Origin of the sequence: Citreicoccus inhibens (genome assembly GCF_019039035.1) — a bacterium.
Lineage (GTDB): Bacteria > Myxococcota > Myxococcia > Myxococcales > Myxococcaceae > Citreicoccus > Citreicoccus inhibens.
In genome coordinates, this window is record NZ_JAHNZT010000024.1 from 107731 (window position 1) to 124228 (window position 16498).

The 16498-nt window shown below is 69.4% G+C and carries 14 protein-coding genes; 9 read left to right on the forward strand and 5 right to left on the reverse strand.

All coding sequences use genetic code 11. The annotated features are described in order from the left end of the window. The first annotated feature begins 297 nt into the window (after positions 1–297). The 7 genes from pru (at position 298) to KRR26_RS24635 (ending at position 6801) form a co-directional block, all read left to right on the forward strand. Positions 298–825 (forward strand): fruiting body development fimbrial-like coat protein PRU, encoded by a 528-nt coding sequence (gene pru / locus KRR26_RS24605; RefSeq protein WP_120204783.1) that lies wholly within the window; start codon positions 298–300, stop codon positions 823–825. 67 nt (positions 826–892) lie between these two features. Continuing rightward, complete coding sequence (locus tag KRR26_RS24610) at positions 893–1615, forward strand: fimbrial biogenesis chaperone (protein WP_233576794.1); 723 nt, start codon at positions 893–895, stop codon at positions 1613–1615. A 22-nt stretch (positions 1616–1637) separates the two neighbouring features. Then, a complete protein-coding gene (locus tag KRR26_RS24615) occupies positions 1638–3968 on the forward strand; it encodes a fimbria/pilus outer membrane usher protein (protein ID WP_233576795.1) in 2331 nt (776 codons plus the stop codon). Further along, a complete protein-coding gene (locus tag KRR26_RS24620) occupies positions 3961–4437 on the forward strand; it encodes a Csu type fimbrial protein (RefSeq protein WP_233576796.1) in 477 nt (158 codons plus the stop codon). The genes KRR26_RS24615 and KRR26_RS24620 overlap by 8 nt, the downstream gene beginning before the upstream one ends. A gap of 69 nt (positions 4438–4506) precedes the next feature. After that, positions 4507–5001 (forward strand): FBP domain-containing protein, encoded by a 495-nt coding sequence (locus tag KRR26_RS24625; RefSeq protein ID WP_120204789.1) that lies wholly within the window; start codon positions 4507–4509, stop codon positions 4999–5001. A 97-nt stretch (positions 5002–5098) separates the two neighbouring features. After that, entirely contained in the window at positions 5099–6451 is a 1353-nt protein-coding gene (gene sitA5, locus KRR26_RS24630) for a SitA5 family polymorphic toxin (RefSeq protein ID WP_217081011.1), read from the forward strand. After that, complete coding sequence (locus KRR26_RS24635; RefSeq protein ID WP_120204793.1) at positions 6451–6801, forward strand: DUF2019 domain-containing protein; 351 nt, start codon at positions 6451–6453, stop codon at positions 6799–6801. The genes sitA5 and KRR26_RS24635 overlap by 1 nt, the downstream gene beginning before the upstream one ends. A gap of 7 nt (positions 6802–6808) precedes the next feature. On the opposite strand, the gene KRR26_RS24640 is transcribed toward KRR26_RS24635, so the two are convergent. The 5 genes from KRR26_RS24640 to KRR26_RS24660 all read right to left on the reverse strand — a co-directional run bounded on the left by KRR26_RS24640 (position 6809) and on the right by KRR26_RS24660 (position 13132). Further along, positions 6809–7090, reverse strand: coding sequence for a YdeI/OmpD-associated family protein (locus tag KRR26_RS24640; protein ID WP_217081012.1), 282 nt, complete (start codon positions 7088–7090; stop codon positions 6809–6811). 23 nt (positions 7091–7113) lie between these two features. Then, complete coding sequence (gene uvrA, locus KRR26_RS24645) at positions 7114–9741, reverse strand: excinuclease ABC subunit UvrA (protein ID WP_217081013.1); 2628 nt, start codon at positions 9739–9741, stop codon at positions 7114–7116. A gap of 79 nt (positions 9742–9820) precedes the next feature. Beyond that, complete coding sequence (locus KRR26_RS24650) at positions 9821–10570, reverse strand: class I SAM-dependent methyltransferase (protein ID WP_120204797.1); 750 nt, start codon at positions 10568–10570, stop codon at positions 9821–9823. Continuing rightward, positions 10567–11409 (reverse strand): class I SAM-dependent methyltransferase, encoded by an 843-nt coding sequence (locus KRR26_RS24655; protein ID WP_328707210.1) that lies wholly within the window; start codon positions 11407–11409, stop codon positions 10567–10569. Before KRR26_RS24655 ends, KRR26_RS24650 begins: the two co-directional genes overlap by 4 nt. Positions 11410–11539: 130 nt before the next feature. After that, entirely contained in the window at positions 11540–13132 is a 1593-nt protein-coding gene (locus KRR26_RS24660) for a hypothetical protein (RefSeq protein WP_147422928.1), read from the reverse strand. A 176-nt stretch (positions 13133–13308) separates the two neighbouring features. Here KRR26_RS24660 and KRR26_RS24665 point away from each other — a divergent pair, with 176 nt between their 5' ends. Both KRR26_RS24665 and KRR26_RS24670 read left to right on the forward strand, forming a co-directional pair. Beyond that, positions 13309–16065, forward strand: a complete 2757-nt coding sequence (locus tag KRR26_RS24665) for a carboxypeptidase-like regulatory domain-containing protein (protein WP_217081014.1) — start codon at positions 13309–13311, stop codon at positions 16063–16065. A gap of 135 nt (positions 16066–16200) precedes the next feature. Beyond that, positions 16201–16498, forward strand: a 298-nt coding sequence (locus KRR26_RS24670; protein WP_217081015.1) for a hypothetical protein, incomplete at its 3' end; no start/stop codon positions are given.

Consider the following 16498-nt stretch of genomic DNA (forward strand, 5'->3'; position numbering starts at 1 on the left):
GGCGCCACCGTGCGCCTCGCGCTTCCCTGTCTGGGAAGTCCAGGTCACCCCCTGCCGGACCCCATCGCTCGGCGCGGCGCGGGCCCCGTGCGCGCGCGGGATGCCCCCGGGGCAGGGGACCTTTCCACCAGGCAACGTCCTGGCGTCGTGCGGGGCGAAGTGACCGGTAGCGCGCGGTGCCAGCGTGCGCTGGCGCGCGGAATGGGCTGGACATGCTGGGCGCGGTGGGGCTCGGCGCTCAGCTTGCAATGCTGAAGGTCTCGCCGGAATCCGCCGGCTCATTGCTGGAGCATTGCCATGAAAGCCATTTCGCGTGTCGCCGCTGTCATTGGCGTCGCCTCTGCATTCGCCTCGTTCTCTGACGCGCACGCCGCCACGGCTACCGCGAACCTGACGGTGACGGCCACGGTGGGGTCGGTCTGCACCATCAGCTCGGGCACCTTGAACTTCGGCAGCTATGACCCGGTCGTCCTCAATGCGAGCACAGGCGTGGACCTGCTCGGCTCCGGCACCATGAACGTGCAATGCACGCTGCTGGGGACGGCCGTCGTCACGCTGGGGCAGGGCTCCAACGCCAACACGGGCTCCACGGATGCCGCGCCCCTGCGGCGGATGAAGAACACGGCCTCGGCGAACTACCTGTCCTATGCGCTGTATCAGGACGCCGCGCGCCTCGTGGTGTGGGGCAACACCGCGGGCACGGGCCTGGCTTACGTGGGCACCGGCCTGTCGGTCCCCGTGCCCGTCTACGGCACTGTCTCCAAGGGCCAGAACGTGCCCTCGGGCAACTACAGCGACGTCGTCGTCGCCACCATCACCTTCTGAGCGGGAGCGACGCGTCATGTGCATCCGCTTGCTCTCCCGGACCCGAGCCCTCGTGGGATGGGCCGCCTTGGCCTGCATCCTTCCGCGAGGCGTGAGTGCCTCCTCGGTGGAGGTGAATCCGGTCCGGCTCGAACTGGCGTCCGGCGCCCGCGGGACGGTGGTGATGGTGAAGAACCAAGGCACGGAGCCCACGCGCTTCCAGGCCTCGGTCCACACCTGGGCCCAGGACGAGCGCGGACACATGACGCTCGAACCCACGCAGGAGCTGTTCTTCTTCCCGTCGATGCTGACGCTGGAGCCAGGGGAGTCCCGGCCCATTCGGGTGGGTCTCTCCTCGGCTCCCGCGGAGGCGGAGCGCGCCTTCCGGCTCATCGTGGAGGAGCTGCCGCCGCTGGAGCCCGCCGTGCCCACGGCGGGCCTGAAGGTCCTCACCCGCGTCTCGCTGCCGGTGTTCGTCGCGCCCAAGCGCCGGGTCTTCGAGGGGCGCATCGAGGACGCGGAGGTGCGCGCGTCGCACGTGCGCCTGCGCGTGCGCAACGCGGGCACGGTGAACTTCTTCGTGCGTCAGGCGCGCGGTCACGGCCTGGACGCCGAGGGCAAGGCCGTGGCGGAGCTGGGGCAGCCGGGCTGGTACGTGCTGTCGGGCGGCTCGCAGGTCTTCGACCTGGAGGTTCCCTCGGAGCACTGTCGCAAGCTGCGCGCGGTGGATCTGGAGGTGGAGACGGACCAAGGCGTGCTTCGCCAGACCCTCCCCATTCCCAGCAGTGGGGCGGCGCCCTGCGCGCCGTGAGTCCATCGCCATGTTTCGGGTCATGTCGGCAAGGCGCTCGTGGGGGCACCTGGGATGGGCGTGTGCGGCCTCGCTCCTGGTGCAAGGACTGGAGGCGCGAGCGCTCCCGACGCCCGAAGCGCGGGTGGCGCCACAAGAGCACATCGTCGCTGAGCTGACGCTGAACGACATTCCGCGCGGTGAGGTGTTCCCGCTGCTGCGCGATGAGGACGTGTGGCTCCCGCTCTCCACGCTTCAGGAGTTCGACGTGGAGCCCGGGAAGCTGGGCGGACGCACGGAGGACATCGCGGGGCAGCGCTATGTCTCGCTGCGCTCCCTGGCTCCGGACACGACGTTCCAGTTCGACGCGCGCGCGGCCACGCTCCAGGTCCGGCTGCCCGCCTCGGCCTTCCGTCCCACGCAGATTGACCTGAGCCTGGAGCCCCCTCGGGGCTACGGCGTGCGAGGCGACCCGAGCGCCTTCCTGAACTATGCCGCGCGCACGCGCAACACGTGGCTGACGTTGTTTGGTGAAGTGGGCGCCTCGGTGGGCCGGGGCTTGTTCACCACTCAGGCCCAATGGCATCCGGGCAGCGAGCCGTTGCGCGGCCTGACGCAGCTCACGGTGGACTTCCCCGAGGTCATGGTGCGCGCCATCGCGGGCGAGTCCACGGGCTACGGCGGCGTGCTGGGCGGCGGCGCCGTGGTGGCGGGGCTGCACGTGCTGCGCTCGTTCGAACTGAATCCCTACTTCGTGCGCAACCCGGTGCAGGACTTCGCGGGGGACGTCAACACGCCGTCGTCGCTGGAGGTCTACGTCAACAACCAGCTCGTGCGCCGCACGGACCTGCCGCCAGGGCCCTTCCGGTTGGAGAACGTCACGGTGCCTCGGGGCGAGGGTTCCACGCGCTACGTGGTGCGAGACGCGTTCGGTCGCACGCGAGAGGTGCGCTCCTCGTACTCGCTGGGGGAGCAGCTCCTGGCGCCGGGCGTGGTGGACTACCGCCTCTCCATGGGGGCCGAGCGGCTGTCCCTGGCCACGCGCAGCTTTGACTTCGGGCCGCCGCTGCTCCTGGGCAGCTTCCGGGTGGGGGCGACGCCGTGGCTGACGCCGGGGGTTCGTCTGGAGTTGTCTCCGGACCTCTTGAGCACCGGGCTCATGCAGACCGCGCAGCTGCCCGTGGGGGCGCTGGAGTTGGCGGAGGCGGTGAGCCGGAGTGATGGACAGACCGGCGTGGCGGCGGGCGTCGCCTATTCGCTGCAAGGGCAATGGATGGGCGGCTCGTTCTTCACGCGAGCGATGAGCGCGCGCTATGCCCACGCCAACCTCGCGCCAGTGGATGACCACCCACGGCTGGAGACGGGCGGCGGCTTCTTCCTCTCGCTCGGCAATCGCGTGAACGTGGGCGGGCAGCTCGCGGTGACCCATTGGAGGGATCGGGGCTGGACGACGTGGCTGGGGGCGACGACGTCCGCGCGGGTGACAGACCTGGCCACGCTCTCCTTCACCGCGAGCCGAGGGCAGGAGCAGTCCGGTGCCGCCGCGCTGGAGGGGACGGTGTTCCTCAGCGCCATCCTGGACGCGCGGACCTCGGCCTCGGTGGGCTATGGCCGCGCGGTGGGTGGGGACGCGGCCTCGGTGGATGTCTCGCGCGGGGTGCCGTTGGAGGGCGGTTGGGGCTTCCAGGTCCAAGGGCAGACAGGGAGCGCGGAGCAGGCGCGAGGGCGCGTGGATTACGAGGGCGACGTGGGCCGCGCCACGGCGGGCATGGAGTGGGCCGCGGGCAACCTCGTGGGGTTGGCGGAGGTGGCGGGGGGCGTGGTGGCCATTGGCGGAGGCGTGCATGCCACCCGCGTGGTGGACCAGGGCTTCGCGCTGGTGCGGGTGGAGGGGGTGGAAGGGATTGGGGTGCGATTGAACAACCATGTCATCGGGCGCACGGACCCCACGGGCGAGTACGTGGTGACGCGGTTGCAAGCCTACAGCCCCAATCGCTTGTCACTCTCGGACGAGGAGCTTCCGCTGGAAATGCAGGTGCCCACGACCGAGGCGATGGTGGTGCCCTGGCGCCGAGGTGGCGTGGTGCTCGACTTTCGCGCGCGGGTGCTGCGCGCCCTGCGCGGGCGGCTGGTGTTCATCACGGGGTCGGAGTCTCGGGCTCCTGCGTATGGAGAGCTGCGCATCGAGGTGGGGGGGGAGCGCTGGAGTTCTCCCGTGGGCGCGAAGGGGGAGTTCGAGCTGTCGGGGGTGCCGCCGGGGCGTTACCCGGCGACGGTGGTGTTCTCCCAGGGGCGGTGTATCGCCACGCTGGAGGTCCCGGCGGTGTCGGGCCGGGTCGTGGACGTGGGGCTGGTGAGGTGTGTGAATGAATAGGCGCGATATGCGAGGGCGCGGCGGTGGCCTCTTCCTCGCGGCACTGTGTGTGCTGGTGCCCGCAGCCGCGGGGGCTGCCTGCTCGCTGCAGGGAATCGTGGGGCTGAGCTTTGGCACGTACAGTCCAGCCTCGGCCGTGCCGCTCGACACGGTGGGGAGCGTGGGCTACCGCTGTGACCTCTTGCAGTTGTCGGTGGTCCACATCGATTTGAGCTCGGGGAACTCGGGCAGCTATGCCGCGCGTCAGATGCAGGGCCCTTCGACGAACAAGCTTTCCTACAACCTCTACATGGACGCGACGCACCTGACGGTGTGGGGGGACGGCAGCTCGGGCACGTCACGCTATGGGCCGGTGTTGCCCATTCTCGGGGCGGACGTGAGCTTGCCTGTCTATGGCAGGATCCCCGAGCTCCAGAACGTGGCCGCGGGCGCGTATTCCGACACGGTGGTGGTGACCCTGACCTTCTGAGCGCGCGCGTCTTGAATGGACCTGGGGCGGCTTGCCTGTTAGGTGCAGGGACAACCCCAAGGAGCCGCTGTGTTTCGACTCGAGACCGACCGAGCGCTCATCCAGGCATTCCGACCGCGAGACCGCCGGGTCATTGAAATGCCGAAGGGCGTCTCCTTCCCCTATTTCGTCCGGGACTATCTCGCGTGGACGGAGACCTCGGGCGCGCGGGTGTATCTGGTCTTCGCCGCGTCTGGCAGCGTCAGGCCGATTGGCATCATCTTCCGCCGAGACTCCTTGGGCGGCGAGCGCATGGCGAGCATGTGCGAGTGGTGCCACACCTATGGGGCGTCCGAGGTGGGGCTGTTGACCACGGATGTGAACAGCAAGCGCCGGGTGGGCGTGAGCCTCTGCGCGGACCTGCGCTGCAAGGATCGGCTGGAGGACGCGGCCGACCGCGCCGGTCGTCATCCGGGAGAGATGCTCGCGGAGCTGCGCGCGCGCATGTCCCGCTTCGCGCAGGAAGTCCTGGGCATCAAGGTCGAGTCGTCGTCCTCGGTCGAACTGTCTGGCGACAGGAATTGAGCCGCGGGCATCTCAACGACGGTAGGGTGCGCGACGAAGGCCCCAAACGCGGCGGACTTCTGCCGAGGTGAGGAGCCCTCACCTCGGAGGGCTGCGTATGGCGCTGCGATGGCCGATTCCCTTGTTGCTCGTGGTGCTGGTTGGATGCAGCGGCCCCACGAGAGCCGTGCGCTTGTTCACCGGCCGTGGCGAGCCCAGGGTCCACACCCCCCGTGGTGCGGATGCCGAGCCAGTGGATGTGGACGAAGCGCGCTTTGTTGAAGCCACCGAAGCGCTCGCCCGGAATGTGCCGCCCCCCGCACACCCGCAAAAAGCGGCTCAGCGCTTGTTCGAGGTGGGGGCGCGAGGGGGCGCGTACGTGTACGAGGCGCGCAGCGGCCGAGTCGTACCTGGGGCGCCGGGCGAATGGCTGGCGGATACCGCGACCTCGGCGGAGCTGGACCTCACACGAGCCTATCTGCGCTGGTGCGCGCGTGCGAAGACGCCTGGGGACTGCCTTCGCCTCTTGATGGATGGCCCCACGGTTTCGGGAGATGGGCGCTACGCTCTGGCGATGGCGCTGGCCCAGGGCGTCGTGATGGTTGAGATGACGGATGCCTTCAGGGATATGGCCGATCCTCAGTCCATGCTGTCGGCTGTTCTGTGGACGTGGACCACGTACATGCTCTTGCTCGCCGTGCCCGAGCCCCTTTCAAAGGGCGTGGCGGCCGTGATGACTGCATCGCTCATCGCCTACGTGGGGATGGATACCTTCTGGAGCCTCATCGTGGGCTTCAAACAGCTGGTGGAGGCAGCGGAGCGCGCCACCACCTTTGATGCGCTTTGCGATGCGGGCGAGCGATACGGCAAGGTCCTGGGGCGTGATGCAGCGCGCGCGTTCGTCATGCTGGCCACGGCCGCGTTGGGGAACACCGCGGCGGGGCTGGGCGCGAAAGTGGGGCAGCTCCCAGGCGCTGCGCAGGCCGCGCTCCGGGCCGAGTCCCAGATGGGGATTCACCTCGCGGCGGTGGCGAGCGTGGAGTCCGCGGCCGTGGGCGCCGAGGTTATCACCCTCTCTTTGGCTTCTGGTGCCGTGGCCATGAGCGACGATGGCTCGAATGGTGGAGCCTCACGGGTGCGGCCCTCGAATCCCAGGGGGTGGGCATCCTTCAGTGGCTTCAAGAAGGCCATGGGCTCGGCGGGCACGAACAAGGAGTGGCATCACCTGGTCGAGCAGACCCCCGGTAATGTCGACCGATTCGGGGCGACGAGTCTCCACAACACCGAGAACGTCATCCCGCTGGACAAGGGAGTCCATACCCGAGTCAGCGCGCTCTATTCGTCCATCCGTTTCGACATCACGGAGTCATTTACTCAGACGGTGCGCCAGTGGCTGAGTGCACAACCCTTTGCAGCCCAACGCGAGTTCGGATTGATGGCCATCGAGAATGTGCAGAAGGGATTCTGGTGATGAGGCTGGATGAGCTGGTGGAACAGTTTGCTCGGAACGTCGCGGCCCAGACCGATGCCATCCAGCGTGGCGATGCGAAGGCAGGGAACAAGAGCGCGAAGCTCTATGGCGCCGCGCTCCAAGCGCTGCGGGCCCAGGGCGACGCAGGCCGTGAGGCGCTCGCGGTGCTCTTGAGACACCCCCGCACCGATGTTCGCGCCATGGCGGCCGCCTTCCTGCTCCGCTATCGCACCGACGAATCCAAGGCGGTCTTGGAGGCCGCTGTGCTCGAAGGAGGAATCGCGGCCATTGGCGCGACCCTGACGCTGCGACGTTGGGCGGAGGGGACCTGGGCGCTCGATCCGGCGTAGGCGTGCGTCAGGTCTTGGGGCGCCACGCCATGCGCATGTAGCCGTGGCCCGCGGCCAACTCGTCCAGCATCTGGTTCAGTCGCTTCTGCTGAGTTGCTTCCAGCCTGGCGCGGGAGATCCACCCCAGGTAGTCATTCCGCTGATAGGCCGGTCGCTGCGTGTAGGCCTCGACGAGCCGACGCTCCTGGAGCGCTCTCTCGACGAAGGGCGGCATCGGGTTCAGTGCCCGCTGGAGTCGCGAGGTGTCTGGCTTCTTCGCCACGGCCTTCTTCACCGCAGTCTTTTTCATGGAGGTCGTCTTCATGGAGGTCGTCAGCGGTGGGAACTCGCGGCGCGGGGGCGCCGGGGCTGCGGCATCACGGGATGGCGCGCATGACCGCGAGCCCCGCCCATCGCCCTCGCGAGGAACGGCGCGGTGCAGCTCTCGCGGGACTGCGCCACCTCCGCGGGAGTGCCCTGGGCTACCACGCGTCCGCCGGCCTCGCCCGCCCCAGGTCCGATGTCGATGACCCAGTCGCTGCGCGCCACGAGGCTCATGTCGTGCTCCACTAGCAGGACAGTGTTTCCCGCGTCCACCAGGCGATCGAGCTGCGCCAGGAGTTTCTCGACGTCCGCGGGATGCAGCCCCGTGGTGGGCTCGTCCAGCACGTACAGCGTGTCCCCATGTTGGGTGCGCTGCAGCTCGGTCGCGAGCTTGATGCGCTGCGCTTCGCCTCCCGACAGCTCCGTGGCGGGCTGGCCCAGTCGCAGGTAGCCCAGCCCCACCTCGCGCAACACGCCGAGCGAGCGCAGCACCTGCGGCACGTCCGTGAAGAACGCGTGCGCCGCGTCCACGGTCATCCGCAGCACCTCCGCGATGTTCTTGCCTCGGTACTGAATCTCCAGCGTCTGGGCGTTGTAGCGGGCGCCGTGGCACGTGGGGCAGGGCGCGAAGACGCTGGGCAGGAAGATGAGCTCGACGCTGACGAAGCCCTCGCCCGCGCACGTCTCGCAGCGCCCCTTGGGCACGTTGAACGAGAAGCGCCCGGCGTCATACTTGCGCGCCCGCGCCTCCTTCGTCCCCGCGAAGAGCTTGCGCACGTTGTCGAAGAGGCCAGTGTACGTGGCGAGGTTCGAGCGCGGCGTGCGGCCGATGGGCTTCTGGTCCACCACCACCAGCCGCTGGATGTCCTCCATGCCGCCGTGAATCCTGCCTCCGAGCGTCAGCGGCGCGGCGCGCTCCAGCTCCTCGCCCTCGTCAGGCTCCTCGCTGGGCAGCGCATGGCCCAGGTGCCGCGACACCAGCTCCACCAACACCTGGCTCACCAGGCTCGACTTGCCCGAGCCCGAGATGCCCGTCACCGTGGTGAGGGCCTTGAGCGGGATGTCCACGTCGAGCTGGTGCAAGTTGTTGCGGGTGATGTCTCGCAACTGGAGCCGCCCCCGCGGCGCTCTCGGCGTGCGGCGCACGGCGAGCTCCGCCTCGCGCAGGAAGCGCCGCGTCTGCGACGCCTCCACGCCTTCCAGACCCGAGGGGGGACCGCTGTAGAGCACCTGTCCGCCCTGCTCACCCGCGGCGGGTCCGATGTCCACCACCCAGTCCGCCGCGCGGATGACCTCGACCTCATGCTCCACGACGAAGAGCGAGTTGCCCGAGCGCTTGAGCAACTGAAGGGCCTGGAGGAGCGCCTGCGTGTCCGCGGGATGCAGCCCCGCCGAGGGCTCATCGAGCACGTACACCACGCCGAACAGGTTGGAGCGGATCTGCGTGGCCAGCCGCAAGCGCTGAAGCTCGCCCGGTGACAGCGTGGGCGTGCTGCGCTCCAGCGACAAGTAACCCAGTCCCAGGTCCATCAACACCTGGATGCGCCCGAGCACGTCGCGCGCGAGGCGCTCGGCCACCAGGGCTTTCTCGGGATGCTCGCGCACGAACTGCGCCCAGCCGCGCGCCGTTCCCTCCGCGGTGGGGCGCAGCGCCTCGGCGACCCGGGTGAGCGGCCAGCGCGACAGCTCGCCGATGTCCACGCCCGCGAACGTCACGGAGAGGGACTCGAGGCGCAGACGCTTGCCGTGGCACAGCGGGCACTCCTGGCTCAGCAGGTGCTGCTGCACGCGCTTCTTGATGGCGGGGCTCTCCGTGGTCGCGAACGTCTGGAGGACGTAGCGCCGCGCCCCCGTGAAGGTGCCCATGTAGCTGGGCGGGTCCTTGCGCTGGAGCGCGCGCCGGGTCTCCTGCGGACTCAGTCCCGCGTACACCGGGACGACGGGTTGCTCCTCGGTGAAGAGGATCCAGTCGCGCTCCTTCTTGGGCAGCTCGCGCCAGGGGCGGTCCACGTCGTACCCAAGCGACACGAGGATGTCGCGCAGGTTCTGGCCATGCCACGCGGGGGGCCACGCGGCGATGGCGCGCTCACGAATGGTCAGCGAGTCGTCCGGCACCAGCGAGCGCTCGGTGACTTCATACACGCGGCCCAAGCCGTGGCACTGCGGACAGGCGCCCGCGGGCGTGTTGGGTGAGAACGCCTCCGCCTCCAGGTGGGGCTGCTTGGGCGGATACGTGCCCGCGCGCGAGTACAGCAGGCGCAGGGAGTTGGACAGCGTCGTGACGCTCCCCACCGACGAGCGCGTCGTGGGCGTGCCGCGCTGCTGTTGGAGCGCCACGGCGGGCGGGAGCCCCTCGATGGAGTCGACCTCCGGGACGCCGACCTGGTCGAGCAGCCGTCGCGCATAGGGCGCCACCGACTCGAAGTAGCGGCGCTGCGCCTCCGCGTAGAGCGTCCCGAAGGCGAGCGAGGACTTGCCCGAGCCCGAGACCCCGGTGAAGACCACGAGCGCGTCGCGAGGGATGTCGACATCGACGTCGCGGAGGTTGTGTTGACGGGCGCCTCGCACGCGGACGCAAGCGCTGGGCGACTGGGGCGCGGTGGACGCCCGGGTGGGCGGCGGACTTCGTCGGGTCATGGCGGGAAGACTGCGCATCCGATGGGCCCCCGCTCAGGGGACCGGCCGGTGAGTGGGGAGGCAAGGGGGCCGGGGCCCGTCATGCCAGCTCGGGCGAATCCTTGGGGCGATATTCGTGCACCCATACGGCCTCCAGGCCCCATGAGAAGAGGGCCCAGCGTCGCGAGCGACACGGGAAGTCCTCGGCCTCGATGGCCCGCGTCACCGTGACGATGCGCGTCCCAGGTCGACAGCCGCGCAGGTGCGCGACCAGCCGGGCCTTCGTCTCATCGCCGAGCGCCACCCAGTTGGTGAAGACGTGCGTGGCGTCGCGCAGGTCCGCCCGCATCATGTCGCCCTCTTCCAGCGTCATGCCCGCGGCTTGAAGTCTTGGGGCGACCCGATTCACATGCTCCGCGAGCAGCTCCACGCCGTGCGCCCGCGCGCCCAACCAGCTCGCCGCGATGAGCACGCGGCCCCGGCCCGCGCCCAGGTCCACCAGTCGACTCGCGGGCCCGACCCCGGCGTGCTTCAAGACGGACAGCGCGGTCACCAGCGGCGTTTCGCCATACACCAGCTCGCGGAAGCGCTGCCCGCTGGCTTGCAGGGCTCGGACGACCTCGAAGGAGCGGCGCGCGCGGTAGGGCGTGCGCAGAATCCCTTCCCACCAGATGCCCAGGTAGGGCCGGAGCAGGCGGGGACGCAGCGCCACGAGCAGCACGTCGCTGGCGCGCAGGAGGACGCTGAGCACCGTCACTTGGAGCTGGAGCGCGAGCCGCTGGATGAGCGGGAGGTCGAACTCCGCCAGCGCGTCGTCTCGGCGCGGATCCGCGGGCTGGGGCTCGGTCATGACGCGGCGGTGCCAGGGAGCTTCGCCCAGAGCACGGTGGCGTTGGGGCGCGCGGGCTCGGGCTGGATGCCCAGCTTCTTGAAGTCCTGCGAGTAGCGCGAGCCCTTGAGCACCACCGCGCGGCGCGCGACGCGCTGGGCCTCGGTCACGGTCTCGCGCGTGAGCGGGCTGTAGTCCGCGTGGCGGCGCAGCGCCTCGAAGGCGGCGGAGGACTTGCGCTGACGTTCGAACATCGGGTCGAAGAGCACCACGTCGAAGGCGCCCGTGGGAAGCGTGCGCAGATGCTCCGACGCGTCGGCGTGCACCACGCGGATGGCGCAGGCCGCGGGATGACGCGGCAGTCCCTCGAGCCCGTGGCGAACGAGGAGATACAGCGCGGGACTCTTCTCCAGCGCGGTCACCGCGCCCGAGGGGCCCACCAGCCGCGCCGCCACCTGCGCGTCCGCCCCCAGGCCCAGGGTGCAGTCCAGGACGCGCTCTCCCTCGCGCAGCCCGGCGATGCGCAAGAGCATGTCCTCGGGCACGCCCGCGTCGAGCTGCCGGATGCGCAGGTGTCCCAGTCCGGGCGAGAAGCGCAGCACTCCCTCGGCATCCACCAGCGATACGGCCTCCGACTCGAAGACGACGAGCGCCTCCGCGGTCTCCGCGAGCAGCTTCTTGAGCGGGAGCTTGTGGTGCCGCGCGACGAAGGGCACGCCCGCGTCCTCGGCCGCGAGGCGCGCGCGCGTGGACAGGTCGGTGTCCACCCGGTCCGAGGTGGTGACGATCAGCGGGAGGCGCGGGTGGGGTGGGCGCGCGTCAGCAGCTCGCGGAAGCATGCGGCCAGTATATTGGCTCACGGGGCCCGGACCCCTCTCGCCTCGTGTGCGCGCCAGCTGACCCACGCGCGCGGCGTGAAGCACGACGCGAAGACGCGCTGGCCGGAGGGAGCGGGGCCCTGGTGCGCGAGGCCCCGCTCATGGTCGAGCACTACAGCTTGCTCGGGTCGTCCACGCGGAAGTGGGCCAGCCAGTAGTCATCCGCGAAGCCCGGGAGGTCCACGCGGAGCTGCTGGAGGTGGATTTGCCCATAGGCGCCGATGCGCTGGTCCACGTCCAGGTCCCACAGGTCCAGGCCCTCGAACTCGGACGAGGCGCCGTAGCCAATGGGGTAGAACGTCTGCACATAGCCGTTCGCGGCATCAATCATGTAGATGCCGGACTGCTTCCCGTCCCCGCCCACGCTGACGTACAGGTTGCCGTGGGAGGAAATCTTCCCGCCCTGAATCCAGGCGTCATTGGGGATGGCGCTCGTGAGCACGGTGCTCTGCTTCTCCGTGATGGTGACCGTGTTCCCGGACACGCCAATCTGGAAGGCGCGCATCGTGGTGGGCCCGAACGAGTTGCTCACGACGTAGAACAAACCATTGCGCGGGTTGTACGCGAGGAACGGCACGCCCCCTGACCAGTTGGGCATGTAGGCCATGCCAATGTATTGCAGGTTGGTATTGAAGACGCCGATGCCCGCGACGCCCGCGCCCGGTCCATCCATGGCCACGTAGAGCAGGCCGTTGACGTGGACGAGGTCGCCGTAGTGTCGGAAGCCCGCGTTGTACCAGGGCGTGGGCATCGAGTAGCGCGGCGACGGGTCCTCGTTGATGGCGGTCATCGCCTGCCGGCCGATGATGCCGTTGAGGTTCACGTCCTTGAGGAAGTTGGTGTCGTTGCGGGTGAGGTACCAGTTGTTGGCATCGTGGGTGATGCCCTGGATGTCATTGTAGAAGTTGGGATAGCTGCGGTTGTTGGGGAAGTCTCCCAGGTAGGCGCTGATGTTGGGGATGGCGTAGCGCAAGCGCTCCGAGAACAGCACCGCCTGCGTCGAGTCGATGCCTGAGCGGTACTGCGCCAGGCCCCAGTGCCACGCGCAGCCCCACTGCCAGGTCTGGAGGTTGACCGTGTGCAAACGTGCCCAGGCACCGTTCGTCCATCGGTCCATTCGCAGCACGGCGGAGGCGTCCGAGGTGGTGCCGCACGTCTGATAGAACTTGTGCCACGCACCCCAGCCCGACCATGCCGATGAGTAGGAATGCGTGGGGCACCACATGGCGTCGTATTCGACGTTGAGCCCCGTGCAGAAGTTGGAGGTGAACCACGAGGTGTCGGGGACGCCCGCCGCGCTCACCCTGCCGCCTTCGGTGCGTTGGGCCATGACCCCCGGCGAGGGCTCCTGCTGACCCATCGGAGATGCGACGGGGGCTGGGATGTGGCGCGCGGCCTCCACCAGGGCGGCGGGCGCCTCCTGTCCGGACAGCTTCCGAAACGCCTCGACGACGGACATCCCCTGAAACTCGCGGCCGTCCACCATGGGGGAGCCTCTGGGGCCCTTGGCGACGGTGACGATGCCGTGGTCCGGTGTTTCATAGAACGCGACGGTTTGCCCCTCGGGCAATCGCACGCTGGCGAGCGGGATGCCCGGGTCCTGCTGCTCGCTCGCGGTGGCCTCCACGCGGGTGTCCACGGCCTCGGCGCCGCCACACGCGGACAGCATGCCCGCACACAACAATCCCCCGATGATTCGCCTCATGAAACCGCTCCTTCGACGGGCTCAAGTCGCCCCTCCCATGGGGGCGCGACGGCCGCGTCTCCCTGGGAACGGGGCCCCTGGAATTGCTTCGGGACAAAGCTGCATTTGTTGAAATAGCTGCATGTCGTCTCAAGCCCTGGAGCGCTGGTACGCTGGCGTGATTGGGAGGGCACACCATGCGGACTCGGTCATACGTCGCGGTAGGCCTGGGGAGTCTCGTGCTGGTGGTGGCCGTGGGGTTGCTGTCCTGGCGCGGAGGTCATGAGCCCGCACCGGTGCCTGTGCGCGCGGCGTCCAACCGGCAGCGTGCGTTGCCTCCGCTCGCGGCCCCACCCCGTGGGTTGTTGCATGTGCGTGGCCTCGTACGAAACGCGCGCGGCGAGCCCGCGGCGGGCGTGGACGTGTCCGCCACGATGGCCATCGCGGGGGAGACGCTGTCCTCGCAGCCGTGCTCGGAGGACGCGCCCGAGCTGACCCTGACCCAGTCCGATTGTCAGGGGGCCGCCGCGCTGTGGCTGCGCGAGCAGGTGGAGCAGCAGCGCGGACAGGCGCCGGTCCTCGCGCGCGCGACCACGGCGGCGGACGGCACGTTCACGTTGGACGCGCTGCCCGAGGGCAAGGTGACCGTGTGGGCCTTGAGTGAGGCGGGGTCCGCGTTGGCGCGCGAGGTGGCGTCGGGCTCGGAGCAGGTGTCCCTGGTGCTCCAGACGAGCTACCGCGTGTCAGGCCGGGTGGTGGATGAGAGCGGCACGCCGCTGCCCGGCGCGCAGGTGACCGTGTTCCACCGGGCGCACTCGCGTTACTTCGAGGGCCACACGGGCGCGGACGGCCGCTTCCGCGTGGGCCCGCTGCCACCGGGGGACTATTCGTTCGTCGTCACGCATCCAGGGTTCCTCGGCTCCGACATCTTCGAGGCCTCGGTGACGGGGGAGGAGGACGAAGACGTCGTGTTGTTCCGCGCGCGCCGCATCGTGGGTCGCGTGGTGGATGGAGACCGGCTCATCGCCGGGGTCGAAGTCCACGAGGAGGAAGGCGAGCGCGTGGCGGTGACGGACTCGGAGGGGCGCTTCTTCTTCGAGTCCATGCCGCCCGGTGAGTATCGGCTCATGGCGGACACCGCGAACGGACAGGGCTTCTCCCGTGTCGCCCTCACCGAGGACTTGAGCGAGGCCCGCGTCACGCTGCGGCTGGGCACGTTGGCGTACGTGGAAGGCTCGGTGCGTGGAGAGGATGGCCGGCCGGTGGCGGGGGCCCACGTGGTGGTGCGTGAGTTCGTGCACACGGGGCACGTCGTGCTCCCTCGCGAGCGCGAAGCGGATGCGGACGCGGCGGGCCACTTCCGCGTCGGTCCCCTGTCGGCGCGCGACTACGACTTCGCGGTGTCGTCACCCGCCCACGTCGACCTGAGCGAGGAGCGCACCGTGGTCTTCGGAGAGGCCATGGACTTCACCCTCCAGCCCGCGGTCCTCGTCGAGGGGGTCGTCATGGACGAGAAGGGGAGCCCGGTCCCGGAAATCTCCCTGGGCTTGTCGGCCCGGGCCGTCATCGAGGAACTCGTGGCGCGCGACGAGGACGGCAACCTCCTGCCGTCTTCATTCCATGCGCCCCTTCGCCATTCGCGCACCATCGCCGTGGGCTCGCCGGCGACTTCCGACGCGCAGGGGCGCTTCCAACTCAAGGCGCCGGTCGCCGCGGCCTATGAGCTGCGCGCGGGCGCGGATGAATACCTGTCGCTCACGCAGTCGGTGGACGCCCCCTCGAGAGACGTGCGCGTGGTGGTTCATCGCGGCGGCACGGTGAAGGGCTTCGTGGGAGATCAGCTCGGCGTGCCCATCGCGGACGTCGAGGTCTCGCTCACGAGTACCGAGGGCGAGGAGCTGGGGCCGACGGTCACCGAGGCGACCGATTCGGAGGGACACTTCACGCTGCTCGGCGTTCGCCCCGGGAGCTACGCCGTGTTCTACACGGTGGGAGAGGGCGGGATGCGGCGCGAGGCCTCCGTCCCCGTGCGCATCCAGGGCGCGGAGACGGTGGAGGTGTCATTGCGCGTGCCACTGACAGGCTCGTTGTCGGGCGTGGTGGTGGACACGGCGGGCCGGCCGTTGTCCGGGGTGGTCGTGGAGGCCGAGGCTCGCGATGAGGACACGCGCTTGGGGGAGCTTGGCTTCTCCTCACTCCAGGCGCGGACCGGACCGGACGGTCGCTTCTCCTTCGAGCGCATGGCCGAGGGCCGCTATGCCCTGCGCGCGAGCCTGGATGGCTATGCGATGGAGACCCCTCGGCCCGCCAGGCGGGCGCTCGTGCCGCGGGAGGAGTCCGACGACGCATTGGATTCAGACGCGTTGGACGAAATCACCGCGGCGGAGGAGAGCGAGGTGCTCGCGAAGACGGGCACGCGCAGCACGCGCCTGGTGATGCGATTCCAGGGGCGCATCACAGGCCGCCTGGTGGACGAGGCGGGCAAGCCCATCACCGCGTTCCTGGTCAGCTCGGAACCCCACCGCGACCCGACTGGCGCTTTCACCTACTCCGTCTATCGCAATGAGAAGCAACTCCTCGTCTTCGATGTGCCGGGCTACACGTACGCCACGCGCAAGGTGGACGTCCCCATGGGGGAGAGCGTGGACCTGGGCACCGTCCGGCTGGAGCGAGGGCGGCGGATACGCGGGCGCGTCCTGGATGCCCAGACGGGCCGCTCCCTGGTGGGCACTCAGGTCCAGCTGCTCTACAACCACGCCCCGGATGACCCGGAGGTGTTGCGCGAGGTGCTCTCCCAGGAGGAGGGGCTCTTCGAGCTTCCCGTCTTGGATCCCCACCTCCTCTCGTTGAAGGTCTTCGCCGCCGAGCACGCGACCTATCTGCACCCGCTCACCGGGGGGGATGAGTTCCTGGAGGTGCGGCTCGACACGGGTTCCCCGGATGAAGGGGGCTGAGCCTGGAGGGGCCTCGGAGCGTCACGCGGCGTGTAACAGCGTGCGCGGACAGACGCCGGGACTTCATTCCTGGGTCGGATTGGGATAGTGCTCACGCGGCACGATGCACGTCATCTTCCTGGAGAGAGCGCTGCAATGAAGAATGCGGAGAGTTCGCCCCTGGCCCCGGAGCTTGCGCGGAGACTCACTCAGGGAGTCCAGCAGCTTCGCCGGGTCCGAGAGACCGCGGAGCGCCTGGGAGGGATTGCCGAAGGTCTGACGGTGGCGCTGGCCAAGGGTGAAGCGCAGAAGCCCGCCAGGGCCGCGGCGAAGACGCAGGCGCCCGCCCGCCAGACGCGGTCCGCGCCTCCGGCCGCCGCCCCCAAGGCCGCGCCGGCCACCGCGAAGGCCGCCGCGCCCAAGGCCGCCGCCAAGGCCGCACCAACCACAACAC